Raw genomic sequence first — 17,385 nt, forward strand, 5'->3', positions numbered from 1 at the left:
TGAAGTGGCTCTGGGGTATAGTAGCCGCTGATTTTCAGGCGCTTTTTTCACCCTCATCCGCAAACAGGGATGAGACGGCAAGGGCGCCTGCCCGGTTTACCCCAACGAGGTGAAGATCCGCTTTATGACCGACGCCATTGTGGTGCTCTGCACCTGCCCAGATCAAACCAGTGCCGACCTTCTCTGCGAACAGCTGCTGAACCAGCGGCTGGCCGCCTGCATCAATCAACTGCCGGGCGTCACCTCCGTCTATCGTTGGCAAGGCAAGGTGGAGCGCGCCACCGAGATCCAGCTCATCATCAAATCCCGCCAATCGCGCTTTGCCGAGCTGCAGGCATGTATTCAAGCCAATCACCTCTATGAGGTGCCCGAGCTGCTGGCCCTGCCGGTGAGTGCCGGACTACCTGCCTATCTCGACTGGATCAATGGGGAGACCTCATGACGTTCACCCGCTTGCTCTCCCCCCTGCTGCTGCTCTGTGCCCTGTTGATGACAGCGGTGGGCAGCTCCCCTGCCCACGCCAGCGGCGCCGATCTGCTCAGCTCGCTGGGCATTGAGGCCAACGCCAAACCCAAATTTTTGCAGGTCGATGAGGCCTTTCAGATCGAGAGCGAACAGCGCGGCGATCAGCTGCTGCTGACCCTCCACATCGCCGACGATTACTACCTCTATCGCCACAGCCTGCGTTTCAAGGGGAACAACCTCACCTTCAGCGAGCCGACCCTGCCGGAAGGCACCGAGCACGAGGATGACTTCTTCGGCAAGACCCGGGTCTACTACCAGCAGGTGAGCATCGTGGTGCCGCTAAAGGAGGTGGGGGAAAATGCCACCCTGCGGGTGCGCTATCAGGGCTGTACCGACGGCCTCTGCTACCCGCCGACCGACAAACTGATCGACGTGGCCCCGCTGGTCACGGCAACCACAGCGTCCACTGCTGATACGGCACAAAGCGTCGCACCGGTTAGCCAGCAGGATCAGCTGGCCGCCGCCCTCGGTAATCAGGGTTTTTGGCTCAGCATCGTCGCCTTCTTCACGCTGGGGCTGGGGCTCGCCTTCACCCCCTGCGTCTTCCCCATGTATCCCATTCTGACCGGCATCATCGCCGGCGCCGGTCATCGCCTCTCCACCGGTCGCGCCTTCCTGCTCTCCATGGTCTATGTGCAGGGGATGGCGGTCACCTACACCTTGCTGGGGCTGGTAGTGGCCTCAGCGGGGCTGAAATTCCAGGCGGCGCTGCAACACCCCTATGTACTGATCGGCCTATCGGTGATGTTCGTGCTGCTGGCCCTCTCCATGTTCGGACTCTATACCCTGCAACTGCCGAGCAGTTTGCAAACCCGTCTCTCCGGCCTCTCCAACCGCCAGCAGGGGGGCTCGGTAGTCGGGGTCGCCATCATGGGGATGATCTCCGGGCTGGTCTGCTCCCCCTGCACCACGGCGCCGCTCTCGGGGGCGCTGATCTACGTGGCCCAGAGCGGCGATCTCTGGCTCGGCGGGGCGGCGCTCTATGCGCTATCACTGGGGATGGGCCTGCCGCTGCTGCTGCTCGGCACCTCGGGTGGCAAGCTGCTGCCCAAAGCGGGCGCCTGGATGGATGTGATCAAGCAGCTGTTTGGTTTTGCCCTGCTGGCGGTGCCGATCCTGCTGCTGTCACGGCTCTGGAGCGATCAGATTGTCACTCTCACCTGGCTCGGCTGGGGGCTGCTGCTGTGCGGCTATCTCTATCACCACAACCAGCACCAACCCCACTCGGTGGCCAAAAGCGTGCGCGGCTTCGTGCTGTTGCTGGCGATGATCAGCGCCGTGGTCGTAGGCAAGGATCTGCTGCAACCGGCCACCCCTGCTGCCATCACGGCGGATGCCAGTCAAACGGCGCCGCGGTTTATCCGCGTCAAGACGCTGGATGATCTCAAGGTGCAGCTGGCCGCCGCCCGCGGCAAGCCGGTGCTGCTCGACCTCTACGCCGACTGGTGCGTCGCCTGCAAGGAGTTCGAGCACAAGACCTTCAGCGACCCGGCGGTGAGGGCGCGCTTCGGCCAGATGGTGCTGCTGCAGGCGGATGTCACCGCCAACGACGATGCCGATGTCGAGCTGCTCAACAGCCTCAATGTGCTGGGACTGCCGACCCTCATCTTCTTCGACCGCGAGGGCAAGGAGCTGACAGGCCAGCGGGTCACCGGTTTTATGGGGCCTATCCCCTTTGCCAAACATCTCGAGATGGTAAGTGATACACACTGAGTTGCGTCGGCTGCAGACAAGCGATGCACCTGCCTTGCAGCGGCTGTTCGAGCAGGCCCCCTCCTATCAGGCGGCGGTGAGCAATGACCCTCTCTCTGCACAGGCAGGAGAAGAGGAACTTGTCGCCTGCCCATCCGGCCTGCCTCTCTCCGACAAACATCTCATCGGCCGCTGGGAGCAGGGAGAACTCACCGCTGTCATTGATCTGCTGCGCGGCTACCCCAATCCAGACACCGCCTATCTGGGTCTGTTACTGGTGGGGGAACCCTGGCAAGGGAGTGGCCGTGGTCAGTCGCTCTATCTTCACGCCTGCACGCTGGCAAGCTCATGGGGGGCTACCCGGCTTCGCCTGTCAGTAATTGCCAGCAATGAGAGTGCTCTATCCTTCTGGCTGCGCAGAGGGTTCACCGAGTGCTATCGCCGCGAGCTGGCTGGTTATCGGGCCGAGGCCATCGTGCTGGAACGTTCACTGGAACCGTGAGCCGAGGTTTGCCGCCGCGCATTCGCGTGGCACAATCGCCCCTCTCGTTTTGCACTTGTCCGGAGTTTTGATGAAAAAGTGGTTCATCCCCCTGCTAGCCCTCTGGCTTTATGGCTGCAGTGCAGGGCCCGGTGAAGAGGATATCCGCCAGCAGGTCACCGCCAAGCTACTGGCCGAGACAGACGCCAACCTGTTCGATATCAGCGACTTCACCATCCTCGGCAAGGAGGAGCGGATGGAGGGGGTCTATCTGGTCAAGGTGAGTTACCAGCTCCACTTCAAGCAGGGGCTCGATCAGTTGCAGGTGTTGCACGACGAGGATCTGGTCTACGACCGGGTTGGCCCCTTCCAGCAGGAGATGGGTCTGATGGAGCTCGAGCGTAAATATGGCGAGTTCGAGGCAGGCCAGGTGCTGCCACAAGAGGCCGAGGTGTGGATGATGAAGGACGAACAGGGGTGGCGGCTGGCGGAACCGGCGCAATAAAGGGCAACAAGCCCCTCATGTCTATGCAACGGCGGGACTGCCGTTGCCAACCAGCTCAAACTTGGGTATCGACCCGATACCCTTTTCGCTCGGCAGGTTCGTTCGGCAGCTTGCTGGCCAACCCTGACAGCACCTCCTTGAGGGTGACCCCGCTCTCTGCCGCACCACTGCTCTCCAGCAGCTTGGTCAGCTGGCTCTGCAAGGGGTTGACCGCTTCACGCTCGGCTCCTTGCTCGCTCTCTTTTTCCTGTCCGCCCTGCTGATCCAGCGTCTCCAGCAGGCGCTCCAGATCCCGCTTGAGCGGGTTCTCGCTGCTGTCGGCGATGGCGAGTTTGCGCTGTTCCTGCTCTTGCCGCTGTTGTTGCTGCAATGCCAGCTGTTGTTCCTGCTGCTGTTGCAGGGAGCCCATCATGGTGTTGATGAACGCTTCCAGCGAATCCCTGATTGAAACAGTGCCACCGCCACTGCTCTCCCCTTGCGGTGACAGCCCCAGTTCATCCAGCACAGCGCCAAGGTCGCGCACCAGGCTGTCACTGCCCGTTGATGGTGAAGTTGCAGCCCGCTCCTGTGCCTGCACAGCGGGAGAACCCTGCCGTTGCGCCAGCGGGCTGAGCCCGCCTGACGCGACCACATTTATCTCCATCTTGGCCCTCCTCTCCCCGCCCTCTGGCCCTTTTTCGGCAAATATTCCGGCAATCTGACAAACTCTTGCCCCTTGGCAGATAACCGCACTCACACCTAAAAGATAGCGCCAACCAGACGAGATTGGCGCGAATGCATCTTTTGGTCTATCAGGCGGAACGATAGTGCCAACCCGCTATAAACAAGGGGTTGGCAAAAAGGGGCCACGTTCAGCCATCACTGCGCAGGCTGACAATGGGGGTCAGAAGATATCCTTCATCCGGTGCCACAACATTCCCAGTGCCAGCAGCGGGGAGCGCAGCGCCGGGCCGCCGGGGAAGGTGATATGGGGCACGCTGGCAAAGAGATCGAAACCCCGGCTCTCGCCGCGGATCGCCTCGGCCACCAGCTTGCCCGCCATATGGGTGGCGTTGAGGCCGTGACCCGAATAGGCCTGGGCGTAGAACACGTTTGGGTATTCCTTCAAGCGGCCAATCTGCGGCAGCCGGTTGGCGCCGATCCCGATCATGCCGCCCCACTGAAACTCGATGGCGGTGCCAGCCAGCTCGGGGAATACCCGCAGCAGCTTGGGCAACATAAAGGCCTTGATATCGCGGGGATCCCTTCCCGAGTAGTTGCAGGCGCCGCCAAACAGCAGGCGGCCGTCGGCGGAGAGGCGGTAATAGTCGAGGGCAACATTCTGGTCGCACACCGCCATGTTTTGCGGCAGCAGGCGCTGGCGCAAGCGGCGATCGAGCACCTCGGTGGCGAGGATGTAGGAACCGGCAGGTAGCACCCGCCCCCCCAGCTCCGGATTGAGGTCGTTGAGATAGGCGTTGCAGCCGATCACCAGATAATCGGCAGTGACCCGGCCATGAGCCGTGGTCACCTCGACCTGCTTGCCGTAATCGATATGGGTCACTCTGGAGTGTTCAAACAGGGAAACCCCGAGGCTGGCAGCGGCTCGCGCCTCACCGAGCGCAAGATTGAGAGGATGCAGGTGGCCGGAGCCCATGTCGATGAGGCCGCCGATGTAGCGATCCGATCCCACCACTGTATGGATATCTTCCCGCGGTACCAGCTTGAGTTCGTGCTCATAGCCGAGGCTCGCCAGATGGTCGAGATCCTCCTCGAAGCCAGCCAGATGACGCTGACGGGTGGCGAGGTCGCAGTAGCCCCAGGTGAGATCGCACTCGATGTTGAAGCGCTCAACCCGCTCGCGCACCAGCTGCACCGCCTCCAGCCCCATCAGATCCAGCTCGCGCACCCCATCCTCACCAATCCAGCGGGCGAACTGGCTGGTGTCATGGCCGATACCGCGAATAAGCTGGCCGCCGTTGCGCCCGGAGGCACCCCAGCCGATACGGTTGGCTTCCAGCAAGGCGACCTTGTAACCGGCATCAGCCAGATTGATAGCGGTATTGAGACCGGTAAAACCGCCGCCGATGATGCAGACGTCAGCCTTGTGCTCCCCCTCCAGCTCGGGCCACTGTTGCGAGTCGTTGCGGGTGGCCGCGTAGTAGGAGGCGACGTGCTCCTGATATCCGTTGTGCTTTCCTGCCTGCATACTCAGCATCCTGCCTTGGTTGCAAATTGTTTAATAAAATAAGCAAACTTGTTTCGATAATACCCAGCTACGGCACGGCAAACCAGCTACCACGGATCACAGAAATGCAAAAGGCGCCCCGAAGGGCGCCTTTTCATGCAATCAAGGTGCTGTAACGAATTACAGTACGTCGATGGCGTTCAGGTCGGAGAATGCTTTCTCCAGACGAGCGATCATGGAAGTCTGACCTTCACGCAGCCATACGCGCGGATCGTAGTACTTCTTGTTCGGCTTGTCGGCGCCTTCCGGGTTGCCCAGCTGACCTTGCAGGTAAGCTTCGTTCTTCTTGTAGAAGTTCAGCAGACCTTCCCAGGTTGCCCACTGGGTGTCGGTGTCGATGTTCATCTTCACTACGCCGTAGGAGATGGACTCGCGGATCTCTTCCAGAGTGGAACCTGAACCACCGTGGAATACGAAGTCCAGAGACTTGGCAGGGATGCCGAACTTCTCGGAAACGTACTTCTGGGAAGCGTCCAGGATGGACGGGGTCAGCTTGACGTTACCCGGCTTGTATACACCGTGTACGTTACCGAAGGAGGCAGCGATGGTGAAACGCGGGCTGATCTTGGACAGACGCTCGTAAGCGTAAGCAACATCTTCCGGCTGGGTGTACAGAGCGGACTGATCCATGTGGCTGTTGTCGACGCCGTCTTCTTCGCCACCGGTGCAACCCAGTTCCAGCTCCAGAGTCATGTTCATCTTGGCCATGCGGGTCAGGTACTCGCAGCAGATGTCGATGTTCTCTTCCAGAGACTCTTCGGACAGATCCAGCATGTGGGAGGAGAACAGCGGCTTGCCGGTTTCAGCAAAGTGCTTCTCGCCCGCTTCCAGCAGACCGTCGATCCACGGCAGCAGCTTCTTGGCAGCGTGGTCGGTGTGCAGGATTACCGGCACGCCGTAGGCTTCGGCAACAGCGTGAACGTGCTTGGCACCAGAGATGGCACCCAGGATGGCAGCTTTCTGACCTTCCAGCTTCAGACCCTTACCGGCAGTGAACACGGCACCACCGTTGGAAAACTGAACGATAACCGGCGCTTTAACCTTGGCGGCAGCTTCCAGTACGGCGTTAACGGAGTCGGTACCAACGCAGTTTACGGCCGGCAGAGCAAAGCCGTTCTCTTTAGCGATGGCGAACACTTTCTGAACGTCATCACCAGTGATCACGCCGGGTTTTACGAAGTCGAAAATTTTCTTAGACATGTTTAATCGTCCTGTCTCGTATGCCGTTAATAAAAAATGGGGGGTTCATCATGAACCGGCACAGCGGGCACATGATAAACGAAACGGGAGGCTTTTGCCCCCCGTTCCGGGTCAATTAGGCTTTGGCGCGCTGTTCCAGAATCGCAACAGCCGGCAGTACCTTGCCTTCTACGAACTCCAGGAAGGCGCCGCCGCCAGTGGAGATGTAGGAGACTTTGTCAGCGATGCCGAACTTGTCGATAGCAGCCAGGGTGTCACCACCGCCAGCGATGGAGAAGGCCGGAGAAGCTGCGATGGCTTCAGCGATAACCTTGGTGCCTTCAGCGAACTGGTCGAACTCGAACACACCGACCGGACCGTTCCACAGGATGGTCTTGGCGTTCATGATGATGTCAGCCAGGGCCTTGGCAGAATCCGGGCCGATGTCGAAGATCATGTCGCCGTCGGTCACGTCAGAGACGGACTTGATGGTCGCCGGAGTGGACTCGGAGAACTCGGCACCTACAACCACGTCGGTGGTCACAGGAATGTTGGTCTCGGCAGCCAGTTTCTTGGCGGTGTCGATCAGGTCGTGCTCGCACAGGGACTTGCCGACGTTGTGACCAGCAGCAGCGATGAAGGTGTTGGCGATGCCACCACCGACAACCAGCTGGTCAGCGATCTTGGAGAGGGATTCCAGAACGGTCAGCTTGGTGGAGACCTTGGAGCCGCCAACGATGGCAACCATCGGGCGCTCGGGCTTCAGCATGGCTTTGCCCAGGGCTTCCAGTTCACCCGCCAGCAGCGGACCAGCACAGGCGACCGGAGCGAATTGTGCAACACCGTAGGTGGAACCTTCGGCGCGGTGAGCAGTACCGAACGCATCCATTACAAAGACATCACACAGGGCGGCGTATTTTTTGGCCAGCTCTTCGGTGTTCTTCTTCTCGCCTTTGTTGAAGCGGCAGTTTTCCAGCACAACCAGCTCACCGGCAGCGACTTCTACGCCATCCAGGTAATCCTTGGCCAGGCGAACTGGGCAGGACAGAGCGTCTTTCAGATAGTTGACAACCGGAGCCAGGGAGAATTCTTCGTTGTATTCACCCTCGGTCGGACGACCCAGGTGGGAGGTGATCATCAGCTTGGCGCCCTTTTCCAGAGCCAGCTTGATGGTCGGCAGAGTCGCAACGATACGTGCATCGGAGGTGACCTTGCCGTCTTTTACCGGTACGTTCAGGTCAGCACGGATCAGAACGCGTTTACCCGCCAGATCCAGGTCAGTCATCTTGATAACAGACATATTCAGTCCTCTATATTTTCCAGGTAATGTTAAAAACAGTAACCTTTCGCCCGGGGCAGGCTCAGCCTGCGGCCATCATGGCCCGGGTGGTATCCAGCATCCGGTTTGCGAAGCCCCATTCGTTATCGCACCACATCAACATCTTGACGAGGTTGGCATCGCTCACCCGGGTCTGGGTACCATCAATGATGCAGGAGTGTGCATCATGATTGAAGTCTACGGAGACCAGCGGTTCTTCCGTGTAATCCAGAATACCGTGTAATGTACCTCTGGATGCCCGTTGCAGGGCTTGATTTACGTCACTAACTGTCACTTTTTTACGAACAGTAATACTCAGATCCATCGCTGTTACATTGATGGTCGGCACCCGCACCGCGATCGCCTCGAACTTGCCGGCGAAGTGGGGCAGGATGCGCTCCAGCCCCTTTGCCAGCTTGGTATCCACCGGAATGATGGACTGACTGGCAGCGCGGGTTCGGCGCAAGTCACTGTGGTAGGCATCGATGACTTGCTGATCATGCATGGCCGAATGAATTGTCGTAATAGTACCACAATTTATCTCGAATTCTCGATGCAATGTTTCAATCACCGGCACCACGCAGTTGGTGGTACAGGAGGCGTTGGAGACGATCCGCTCCGCTCCGGTGAGGGTATGATGGTTGACCCCGTAGACCACGGTGGCATCCACATCGGCATCCGCCGGGTGGGAGAAGAGCACCTTGCCCGCCCCCGCCGCCAGATGCAGCTCGGCATCGGCCCGCGAGCCGAATACCCCGGTGCAATCGAGCACCACATCGACTCCCAGCGCCCGCCACGGCAGCTTTGACGGATCCCGCTCGGCAAACAGAGAGATGAGATCCTCCCCCACCAGCATGCTGTTGCCCGCCAGTTGCACCGGATGGTGGAAGCGACCGTGACTGGTATCGTAACGGGTCAGGTGCACCATGGCCTCGGGGGCCGCCAGCTCGTTGATGGCGACGATCTTGATGGTCTTGTCGCGCCCGCTTTCATAGAGGGCTCGCAACACGTTGCGACCGATCCGCCCGTAACCATTGATGGCAATCTTGATCATCGAGAATCCGTTTCCTTGAACCAGCAACAGGGCGGCGCACCGGCCGCCCGGGAGCCCCGGCTACGACAGCAGGGCCCCCTTGAATTCACCACGGGCCAGCAGTGCGGCCCCGAATACCCCGGCACTGTCGCCAAGGGCAGGAGCAATAATGGGGGCACTGAAACGGGGATTAAAGAGGAAGGGCAAAATTGTCTGCCGTCCGGCGCTGTAAAGGCTCTGCACATTGCCCACCCCACCACCGATGACGATCACATCTGGGTCGAGAATATTGACCACATTGGCCAGCGCCTGACCAAACAGCAGGTGCAGCCGGTCGATGGTGAGCTTGGCCACATGATCGTGAGCCGTGGCGGCCGCGATTTGGGCAAGCGAGAGGCGCCGCTTAGCCTTGGCCTCGTACCAAGCCTCCAGCGCCGGACCGCTGATCAGGGTCTCGACGCAGCCACGTTTGCCGCAGTAGCACTCGGGGCCATCAGGGGAAAGCACGTTGTGGCCCCACTCACCGGCGATGCCGTGGTGACCATTGAGGATCTGGCCGTTGATGACGATGCCGGAGCCGACCCCGGTGCCCATGATGATGCCGAACACCACTTTCGCATCGGGATGATGCTGGCGCACTGCACCGAGATGGGTTTCTGCCAGCGCAAAGCAGTTGGCGTCGTTGGCGATCAGCACCGGCACGCCCAGTTTGCGCTCCAGATCCTCCTTGAACGGCTTGCCGTTGAGCTCGGTGGTGTTGCAGTTCTTCATCAGGCCGGTCTGCGGATCCCGCGCCCCCGGCGTGCCCATGCCGATCACGGCTGGGCGCTGGCCAATCTTCTCGGCGCACTCTGCTACCAGCTTGGCGATCTGGCCGATCATGTGCTCATAACCGCCCGCCCGCTCGGTGGGGATGCGGTGGCGCAGCAGCACCTCGTCGCCATCCAGCACCACGCATTCACACTTGGTACCGCCAAGATCGATACCCCAATCCAGTGACTTGCTGCTCATCTTGCCTCCTGCACTGGCGCCACGCTCTCGTCGTTGCAGCGCCTATTTCAATGTAAAACGGGGCCTGACGGCCCCGGATTTCAATCAGTTTCTCTTCGCTCGCCCCGGCCTTAGCGGCCGTGGTACTGGGCGGAGAGCTCGTGTACCGCGTTGACGAACACGCCGGCGTGCTCCGGGTTCACATCCTGATGGATGCCGTGGCCGAGGTTGAAGACGTGGCCGTTGCCGTGGCCGAAACCGGCCAGAATGGAGGCGACCTCTTCACGGATACGGGCCGGAGTGGCGTAGAGCATGGAGGGGTCCATGTTGCCCTGCAGCGCCACCTTGTCGCCGACCCGACGCTTGGCGTCGGCAATGTCGGTGGTCCAGTCCAGACCCAGCGCATCGCAACCGGTGGCGGCGATCTGCTCCAGCCACTGACCGCCGTTCTTGGTGAACAGGGTGACCGGCACACGGCGACCGTCGTGCTCACGGATCAGGCCATCGACAATCTTGTGCATGTACTGCAGGGAGAAGTCGCGGTAATCGCGCGGGGTGAGCACGCCGCCCCAGGTGTCGAACACCATGACAGCCTGCGCACCCGCCTTGATCTGGGCGTTGAGGTAAGCAATCACGCTGTCGGCCAGCTTGTCGAGCAGCAGGTGCAGGGTTTGCGGCTCTGCGTACATCATCTGCTTGATCTTGGTGAACGCCTTGGAGCTGCCCCCCTCCACCATGTAGGTGGCCAGGGTCCATGGACTGCCGGAGAAGCCGATGAGCGGCACTTCGCCCTTCAGCTCACGGCGGATGGTGCGCACCGCGTTCATCACGTAGCCCAGCTCATCTTCCGGATCCGGAATAGGCAGCGCCTGCACGTCGGCCATGGAGGTGATCGGACGCTCGAAACGCGGGCCTTCACCCTGCTCGAAGTAGAGCCCCAGCCCCATGGCATCGGGCACGGTGAGGATGTCGGAGAAGAGAATGGCGGCATCGAGCGGGTAGCGGCGCAGCGGCTGCAGGGTGACTTCACAGGCCAGCTCGGCATTGCGGCACAGGGACATGAAATCCCCCGCCTGGGCGCGAGTCGCCTTGTATTCCGGCAGATAACGGCCAGCCTGGCGCATCATCCATACCGGGGTCATATCCACGTCCTGACGCAGCAAAGCGCGCAGGTATCGATCGTTCTTCAGCTCTTTCATCCCAGTTCCTGAGTTCGTATCACGCATAAAATGGCGGCCATAATACCACTTTGCCCAGCCAAGCGGACTGCCCAAAACGTGGCAAATGGGCGCGCGGTTGCAAAGATGTGAAGGGGCGCAAACCTGACCGCCCCGCTTGTAACAAGAAGTGCAAAAAGATTGGCGAAAAGATAAGCGCCTCGTTACCCCTCGCCCGCCAGCGAACGCTCGATCAGCCGTCGGGCAATGGTGCCGTGGGGCGGCAAACGGGGCAGCCGGTCTGCGGCAAAGAAATCGGCAGCCACCAGTTCGTCATCCTGCACCCGGATTTCGCCGCTCTCGTAGTCGGCGGTAAAGCCCATCATCAGGCTGTGGGGGAAGGGCCAGGGCTGGCTCGCCACATAGCGCACATTGCGCACCCGGATGCCGCTCTCCTCGAACACCTCCCGCGCCACGCACTGCTCGAGGTTCTCTCCCGCCTCCACAAAGCCGGCCAGCACGGTATACATGGGATCGTCCGCCTGATAGTGACGGCGATGGGCCGCCAAGAGGATCTCCGGCCCCTTGCGCACCGCCACGATAATGCAGGGGGAGATACGCGGATAGGCCGTGTGGCCGAGGTGGCACACCTGCGCCCACTCCCCCGCCTTCGGGGTCATGGGGGCACCGCACTCGCCGCAGAAGCGGTGGGTGCGGCGGAAGGTAACGAGCTGCCAGGCACGGCCTGCGAGGCGAAAGCCCTCTTCGTCTCCCGCCACCATCAGCTGGCGCAGCGGGCTCATGGCGCTCGTGTCGGCCTCAGCCCCCAGATCCAGCAGATAGCAGGGCAGCCCCTGCCACTCGTCAAAACGCTCGAAATGGGCGTCAGCCAGCGCTGCGGGCAGACACGCTTTACTTCCTTGTGGCACCTCTCCCTGCTGATCGAGCAGTACCAGATGATCGCCCCCCAGCACGAACCAGCAGGCTTGTTCGGTTAATGACATCGGATAAACACTCTCGTTAAAACAAAACCCCGGCTACGGCGGGCCCGCCAAGGGGCAAACGCCACGCGAATGGCTTCCATCTTACGACCAGCACGGGTCGCTGACGACCCCGCCGTGGCCGATTGTCCCATTCGTAAAAAACGGATGGTGCAAATAAAGAGGCCGCCCGAAGGCGGCCCGTTGTTATCCGGCATCCCGTATCCGGCCTCTATCTACGCGGGTCAGGCATCACCCATCGCCAGCAGGGAGGCATTACCGCCCACCGCCGTGGTGTTGATGGTGCGGGTCTTCTCGGTAACGAAGCGGCTCAGGTAGTGGGGGCCACCCGCCTTGGGGCCGGTGCCGGAGAGCCCCTGGCCGCCGAACGGCTGCACCCCGACCATGGCGCCGATCTGGTTGCGGTTGATGTAGACGTTGCCGACGTTGATGCGGCTCGCCAGCTCCTCCGCGTGGGATTCGTTGCGGCTGTGGATCCCCAGCGTCAGACCGTAGCCGGTGCCGTTGATGTCGCTGATCACCTTGTCCAGATCCCGGGTGGCGTAGCGCACCACGTGCAGGATGGGGCCGAACTGCTCCTTGGCCAGCTCGCGGATGGAGCCGATCTCCAGCGCGGTCGGCTGGACAAAGTGCCCTTCCATGGTCGCGGCCGGCATCGGCGCCTGCGCGATCAGGCGAGCACGCGGGATCATGTAGGCGAGGTGAGCATCGAGACCGGCCTTGGCATCGGCATCGATCACCGGGCCGACGTCGGTGTTGTGCTCGGCCGGGTTGCCCACTTTCAGCTCCTGCATGGCGCCGGTGAGGATCTCCAGCACCCGCTCTGCGATCTCCTCCTGCAGGTAGAGCACCCGCAGGGCCGAGCAGCGCTGACCGGCGCTCTGGAAGGCGGCGCTCACCACGTCGCGCACCACCTGCTCCGGTAGGGCGGTGGAATCAACGATCATGGCGTTCTGGCCGCCGGTCTCGGCGATGAGTGGCAGGATGGCGCCATCGCGCTGGGCCAGGGTCATGTTGATGAGCTTGGCGGTCTCGGTGGAGCCGGTGAAGCAGACGCCGCCGATGCGCGGATCCGCCGTCAACTTGGCACCGACGGTGGCACCATCACCGGGCAGCAGCTGCAGCACGTCGCCCGGAATACCGGCCTGATGGGCCAGAGTCACCGCCAGATGGGCGATAAGACCGGTCTGCTCCGCCGGTTTGGCGATGACGGTGTTGCCAGTGGCCAGCGCCGCAGCGATTTGGCCGAGGAAGATCGCCAGCGGGAAGTTCCACGGGCTGATGCAGACAAAGACGCCGCGCCCCTGCAGGAACAGCTCGTTCTGCTCGCCGGTGTAACCGGGCAGCAGGGTCGCCTGCCCCATCAGGCCGCGGGCCTGTACCGCGTAGTAGCGGCAGAAATCCACCGCTTCACGCACCTCGTCGATGCCATCTTGCAGCAACTTGCCCGCTTCGCGGGTACAGAGGGAGACAAACTGCTCGCGGTTCGCTTCCAGCAGATCCGCCAGCTTATCCAGCGCGGCAGCACGCTCGCTCACCGGGGTTTCACGCCAGCGCGGGAAGGCAGCGTGGGCAGATGCCAAGGCCTGCTCCACCGCCTGCTCGTCGGCCCAGTGGATCTTGCCGACGGTAAGGCTCACATCCTGCGGGCTCAGCACGGTGCGTGCCTCGCTACGCTTGAGGGTCTCGCCATCGACGATGGGGCCCGCCAGCCACTGCTTGCTCTCCAGCTCTTTCAAGCGGGCGAAGAAGGGGCGCTGGATGGAGAGGATGTTCATGTTGACGCCGCTGGAGTTTTTGCGGTCGCTGAAGAGGTTCACCGGCTGGGGAATACGGTCGTTGGCAAAGCCGGAGTAGCGCTTGAGGGTGCGCAGCGGGTGCTCGGCCAGCGAGTCCACCGGGGTGTTGGGGTCCACCAGCTTGTGAACGAAGGAGGTATTAGCCCCGTTCTCCAGCAGGCGGCGCACCAGATAGGGCAGCAGATCCTTGTGGGCGCCGACCGGCGCATAGATGCGGCAGTGCAGGCCGGGATTGTCGTTCAGCACCGCATTGTGCAGCTCCTCCCCCATGCCGTGCAGACGCTGGAACTCGAACTGGCGATCGCCAGCCATCTCCAGAATGCTGACCACGGTATTGGCGTTGTGGGTGGCGAACTGGGGAGCGATAAAGCCGCGAGTCGGCTCGCTCAGCAGGTAGCGGGCGCAGGCGAGGTAGGAGATATCGGTGCCCGCCTTGCGGGTAAACAGCGGGTAGCCGGGCAGGCCCGCCTGCTGGGCATATTTCAGTTCGCTGTCCCAGTAAGCGCCTTTTACCAAGCGAACCGGAATGAGGTCACCCTGTTCGCGGGCCAGTGCGGTGAGCCAGCAGAGTACCGGCAGGGCGCGTTTGGAGTAAGCCTGCACCACCATGCCGAGCTTGCCCCAGCCACGGTTGGCGTCGGAGCGGTAGAGCTGCTCAAACAGATCCAGCGACAGCTCGAGGCGGTCCATCTCCTCGGCGTCGATGCTGATGGCCACATCCTTGTCGCGAGCCAGCCGCACCAGCCCCACCAGCCGCTCGCACATCTCGCCAAGCACCCGTTCGCGGTTCGCCACGTCATAGCGCGGATGGAGCGCCGAGAGTTTGATGGAGATGGAGGGGGCCGGGCCGCCGTCGCTGATCCGCTCGTTGCCCACCGCCTCGATGGCGTTGCGGTAATCGGCCAGATACTTGTCGGCATCCTGCATGGTCAGTGCCGATTCGCCCAGCATGTCGTAGGTGTGGGTGTAACCCAGCTCGCGGGATTTGCGGCTCGCCTTGAGCGCCTCTTTCATGTCGCGACCCAGCACGAACTGCTTGCCCATGATCTTCATGGCGGCGTACATGGCGGAACGCACCACCGGCTCCCCCAGCTTGTTGACCATCCGCCCCAGCAGGTTGGCCGGGTTGCCGTCGAGCTTTTTATCCAGCTTGATGATCTTGCCGGTCAGCATCAGCCCCCAGGTGGAGGCGTTGACCAGAGTAGAGTCGCTCTTGCGGAAATGGGAAGACCAGTTGGCGCCGGAGAGCTTGTCCTTGATCAGGGCATCGGCGGTCTCGGCATCGGGAATGCGCAGCAGCGCCTCGGCCAGACACATCAGGATGATCCCCTCCTGGGTATCCAGACTGTACTCCTGCAAGAAGGCGTCGATACCGTCACCGGAGCCGCTCTCCTTGCGCACCTTGGTCACCAGGGTACGGGCACGCTGGGTCACCTGCTCCAGCGAGGCGCCATCCCCCGGCAACATGGCCGACAGTTCGGCCAGATAGGCATTTTCATCCACCACGTAGTTCTGGGTAATGGCTTCGCGCAGGGCGGCCAGATCAGAGGGGATATAGTCAGCGGCAAGCACTTGAGTAGCTTTGAACATATGGGGTCTTCCTGTACGCCCTAGGGCTGATATCGACAAAGGCGGACGTGCCGCCGAAACGCCGATAATGTATACAATGTTGCACCCTATATGAAATGAATTTGTTGCCACTCTTTAACAAAGATCGCTCATTCCCCCCATGAATTCCCTTTTGAAGCCAATACGTCAGCAAGCGTGAGGGTCATCTGACTTCATTTTGTATACGATCTGCCACCGCCCGCCCTGTCGCAAAGCAGCCACGCATTCCGCCCAATAGCGGATGTCGTCAATGCGCCCCAAAAAAAGAAGGGCCGCCACGGCGACCCTTCTCAGCAATTCATTCAGCCAGATGCTGTCAGTTCATCCAGCGATCGCCACGGCTGCGACGACGGGGCAGCATGGGCAGCAGGATACCAAGCAGGATACCGGCACCCACCATGGCACCACCACGAATAAACCAGTCCATCTGCATGTCGTGCTCCTGGTTGTCGTAGCTCTGGGTCAGGGCATCATTCTGCTCTTTGAGATTGCTCATCTCCTCACCCTGACTGACCAGCTGAGCCTTGAGGGCGGCGATCTCCTTGCTCTGGGCAGCGATTTGACCATCCTTCTCGGTGAAGCGTTTCTCGTTGTCACCGTTGAGGTTCTGCAGGCGATCTTTAAGCTCATCGCGCTCTTTTTCCACCTGGGGCAGACGCTCGCGCAGGCTGATCTGGCTCTGCAGTTCGCTGTTCTTGATCCACCCCTCGCGGCCACGACCGTCCACCACCTGGGTGAAACCGGCCTCGCTGTTCACCGCCTTTACCTCCAGCGGTTCACCAGCCTTGACGCTGCCAAGGATCCGGTACTGGGTACCCGGGCCATTGTGGATATAGGTAAAGATGTTGTCTGAAACATAACGGGTATCGGCCAGTGCCTGTTGGGCACACAAGCAGATCAAAATCCCGAGAAGGGCGCGCATGGTCGATCGGTTCTCTTTTTCAGGTTTGGACAAGAGGTTGAATGTTAAGCCGCCAGCAGGTTAAAGGACAAGCAAAGAAAAAGCACCTCCCCCCAGATAAAGAGCGCAGAGTTGCGAGTCACCTCGCAACTTGCCCGTCTGCGGTCTCACTTGTTTTTCAGCTCCTGCACCTCGCTGCGCAGGGCGCGGATCTCCCGCAGCAGCTCCTCTTGTTGGTTGTTGTAGTGATGACGCCACTTGTCGGTCTCGCCATCCCCCTTGTTGGGCTGCAAAAACAGGCTGGCCATAAAACCGCTGATGGCACCGAACAGACCCACTCCGAACAGGATCAGCAGGCTGGCGACAAACCGTCCCTCCTCTGTCTTGGGCACCAGATCCCCGTAACCCACTGTCGAGAGGGTCACCAGCGTCCACCAGAATGCGTCATAGGGTGTCTCAATCTGGCTGCCGGGCTGGCCTGACTCAATCCAGTACATGACGCCGGAACCCACCCCCAGCAGCAGGAAGAAGAGGAACAGGATGCCGGAGAGAGTGGTCTCGTTGCGCTCGCGACGGAACATGGCCCAGAGATCCGGGTGCTCCTTGAACAGCTGATAGACCCGCCAAAGCTGGATCAACCGCGCCCAGCGCAACTGCTCCGCCATCGGCAGGCTACCCGGCAGATAGATCCAGTTGGCCTTGAAATAGGCCTTGCGATCGGAGGCCCGGATCCAGCCATAAGCAAAGTGCGCGAGGAAGAAGTAGCAGATCAGACTGTCGAGGTCATAGAAGAGCTGCAGGGTCTGTGGTGTCAGGCTCTCATGGCCCCACCAGCGGGCCGTCACCAGCACAACCGAGATAATCGACAGAAATGCCATCAGCAGATCCATCGCCCGCAGATGAGTTAAGTGATGTCGCATACATTTTCCAACTTTAAGCACAGTGCAAATTAATAAAAGAGAAGATAAT

15 protein-coding genes are annotated in these 17,385 nt (G+C 60.9%); 4 read left to right on the forward strand and 11 right to left on the reverse strand.

All coding sequences use genetic code 11. The features are described from left to right. The first annotated feature begins 124 nt into the window (after positions 1-124). The 4 genes from cutA (at position 125) to AB5Y73_RS14040 (ending at position 3,203) form a co-directional block, all read left to right on the forward strand. Positions 125-442 carry a divalent-cation tolerance protein CutA gene (gene cutA, locus AB5Y73_RS14025; protein ID WP_107683464.1) on the forward strand — a complete coding sequence of 106 codons (318 nt, stop codon included), beginning with the start codon at positions 125-127 and terminating at the stop codon, positions 440-442. After that, the gene (locus tag AB5Y73_RS14030; protein ID WP_107683465.1) at positions 439-2,238 is read left to right on the forward strand and encodes a protein-disulfide reductase DsbD; all 1,800 of its coding nucleotides are present in this window, start codon (positions 439-441) and stop codon (positions 2,236-2,238) included. Before cutA ends, AB5Y73_RS14030 begins: the two co-directional genes overlap by 4 nt. Continuing rightward, positions 2,228-2,719 (forward strand): N-acetyltransferase, encoded by a 492-nt coding sequence (locus AB5Y73_RS14035; protein ID WP_064335563.1) that lies wholly within the window; start codon positions 2,228-2,230, stop codon positions 2,717-2,719. The genes AB5Y73_RS14030 and AB5Y73_RS14035 overlap by 11 nt, the downstream gene beginning before the upstream one ends. Before the next feature lie 70 nt (positions 2,720-2,789). Continuing rightward, the gene (locus AB5Y73_RS14040) at positions 2,790-3,203 is read left to right on the forward strand and encodes a hypothetical protein (RefSeq protein ID WP_042080037.1); all 414 of its coding nucleotides are present in this window, start codon (positions 2,790-2,792) and stop codon (positions 3,201-3,203) included. A 55-nt stretch (positions 3,204-3,258) separates the two neighbouring features. Here AB5Y73_RS14040 and AB5Y73_RS14045 read toward each other — a convergent pair whose 3' ends face one another. The 11 genes from AB5Y73_RS14045 to AB5Y73_RS14095 form a co-directional block, all read right to left on the reverse strand. Then, positions 3,259-3,846, reverse strand: coding sequence for a hypothetical protein (locus AB5Y73_RS14045; protein ID WP_107683466.1), 588 nt, complete (start codon positions 3,844-3,846; stop codon positions 3,259-3,261). Positions 3,847-4,086: 240 nt separating this feature from the next. Next, positions 4,087-5,391 carry an FAD-binding oxidoreductase gene (locus AB5Y73_RS14050; RefSeq protein ID WP_107683467.1) on the reverse strand — a complete coding sequence of 435 codons (1,305 nt, stop codon included), beginning with the start codon at positions 5,389-5,391 and terminating at the stop codon, positions 4,087-4,089. A 159-nt stretch (positions 5,392-5,550) separates the two neighbouring features. After that, complete coding sequence (fbaA, locus tag AB5Y73_RS14055; protein WP_005335434.1) at positions 5,551-6,630, reverse strand: class II fructose-bisphosphate aldolase; 1,080 nt, start codon at positions 6,628-6,630, stop codon at positions 5,551-5,553. A 115-nt stretch (positions 6,631-6,745) separates the two neighbouring features. Then, positions 6,746-7,909, reverse strand: coding sequence for a phosphoglycerate kinase (locus AB5Y73_RS14060; RefSeq protein ID WP_005335436.1), 1,164 nt, complete (start codon positions 7,907-7,909; stop codon positions 6,746-6,748). Positions 7,910-7,970: 61 nt separating this feature from the next. Then, positions 7,971-8,981 (reverse strand): erythrose-4-phosphate dehydrogenase, encoded by a 1,011-nt coding sequence (gene epd / locus AB5Y73_RS14065; RefSeq protein WP_139402656.1) that lies wholly within the window; start codon positions 8,979-8,981, stop codon positions 7,971-7,973. Positions 8,982-9,041: 60 nt separating this feature from the next. Then, positions 9,042-9,971 (reverse strand): ROK family protein, encoded by a 930-nt coding sequence (locus tag AB5Y73_RS14070; protein ID WP_181497101.1) that lies wholly within the window; start codon positions 9,969-9,971, stop codon positions 9,042-9,044. A 110-nt stretch (positions 9,972-10,081) separates the two neighbouring features. Beyond that, positions 10,082-11,149 carry a uroporphyrinogen decarboxylase gene (hemE, locus tag AB5Y73_RS14075; protein ID WP_005335440.1) on the reverse strand — a complete coding sequence of 356 codons (1,068 nt, stop codon included), beginning with the start codon at positions 11,147-11,149 and terminating at the stop codon, positions 10,082-10,084. Positions 11,150-11,331: 182 nt separating this feature from the next. Beyond that, complete coding sequence (gene nudC / locus AB5Y73_RS14080) at positions 11,332-12,111, reverse strand: NAD(+) diphosphatase (RefSeq protein ID WP_107683470.1); 780 nt, start codon at positions 12,109-12,111, stop codon at positions 11,332-11,334. Positions 12,112-12,332: 221 nt separating this feature from the next. Further along, complete coding sequence (putA, locus tag AB5Y73_RS14085; RefSeq protein WP_107683471.1) at positions 12,333-15,497, reverse strand: bifunctional proline dehydrogenase/L-glutamate gamma-semialdehyde dehydrogenase PutA; 3,165 nt, start codon at positions 15,495-15,497, stop codon at positions 12,333-12,335. A 334-nt stretch (positions 15,498-15,831) separates the two neighbouring features. Then, positions 15,832-16,437 (reverse strand): TIGR04211 family SH3 domain-containing protein, encoded by a 606-nt coding sequence (locus tag AB5Y73_RS14090; protein ID WP_005335443.1) that lies wholly within the window; start codon positions 16,435-16,437, stop codon positions 15,832-15,834. 146 nt (positions 16,438-16,583) lie between these two features. Then, positions 16,584-17,336 (reverse strand): potassium channel family protein, encoded by a 753-nt coding sequence (locus tag AB5Y73_RS14095; RefSeq protein WP_005354446.1) that lies wholly within the window; start codon positions 17,334-17,336, stop codon positions 16,584-16,586. Between the last annotated feature and the right edge of the window lie 49 nt (positions 17,337-17,385).

Source organism: Aeromonas sp. s7(2024), from assembly GCF_040907825.1.
Classification (GTDB): Bacteria; Pseudomonadota; Gammaproteobacteria; order Enterobacterales; family Aeromonadaceae; genus Aeromonas; species Aeromonas veronii.

Excerpts from the sequence above, each read along its gene's own strand:
- cutA (WP_107683464.1), top strand. The coding sequence starts at position 125 with ATGACCGACGCCATTGTGGTGCTCTGCACCTGCCCAGATCAAACCAGT.
- AB5Y73_RS14030 (WP_107683465.1), top strand. The coding sequence starts at position 439 with ATGACGTTCACCCGCTTGCTCTCCCCCCTGCTGCTGCTCTGTGCCCTG.
- AB5Y73_RS14040 (WP_042080037.1), top strand. The coding sequence starts at position 2,790 with ATGAAAAAGTGGTTCATCCCCCTGCTAGCCCTCTGGCTTTATGGCTGC.
- AB5Y73_RS14045 (WP_107683466.1), bottom strand. The coding sequence starts at position 3,846 with ATGGAGATAAATGTGGTCGCGTCAGGCGGGCTCAGCCCGCTGGCGCAA.
- AB5Y73_RS14050 (WP_107683467.1), bottom strand. The coding sequence starts at position 5,391 with ATGCAGGCAGGAAAGCACAACGGATATCAGGAGCACGTCGCCTCCTAC.
- fbaA (WP_005335434.1), bottom strand. The coding sequence starts at position 6,630 with ATGTCTAAGAAAATTTTCGACTTCGTAAAACCCGGCGTGATCACTGGT.
- AB5Y73_RS14060 (WP_005335436.1), bottom strand. The coding sequence starts at position 7,909 with ATGTCTGTTATCAAGATGACTGACCTGGATCTGGCGGGTAAACGCGTT.
- epd (WP_139402656.1), bottom strand. The coding sequence starts at position 8,981 with ATGATCAAGATTGCCATCAATGGTTACGGGCGGATCGGTCGCAACGTG.
- AB5Y73_RS14070 (WP_181497101.1), bottom strand. The coding sequence starts at position 9,971 with ATGAGCAGCAAGTCACTGGATTGGGGTATCGATCTTGGCGGTACCAAG.
- hemE (WP_005335440.1), bottom strand. The coding sequence starts at position 11,149 with ATGAAAGAGCTGAAGAACGATCGATACCTGCGCGCTTTGCTGCGTCAG.
- nudC (WP_107683470.1), bottom strand. The coding sequence starts at position 12,111 with ATGTCATTAACCGAACAAGCCTGCTGGTTCGTGCTGGGGGGCGATCAT.
- putA (WP_107683471.1), bottom strand. The coding sequence starts at position 15,497 with ATGTTCAAAGCTACTCAAGTGCTTGCCGCTGACTATATCCCCTCTGAT.
- AB5Y73_RS14090 (WP_005335443.1), bottom strand. The coding sequence starts at position 16,437 with ATGCGCGCCCTTCTCGGGATTTTGATCTGCTTGTGTGCCCAACAGGCA.
- AB5Y73_RS14095 (WP_005354446.1), bottom strand. The coding sequence starts at position 17,336 with ATGCGACATCACTTAACTCATCTGCGGGCGATGGATCTGCTGATGGCA.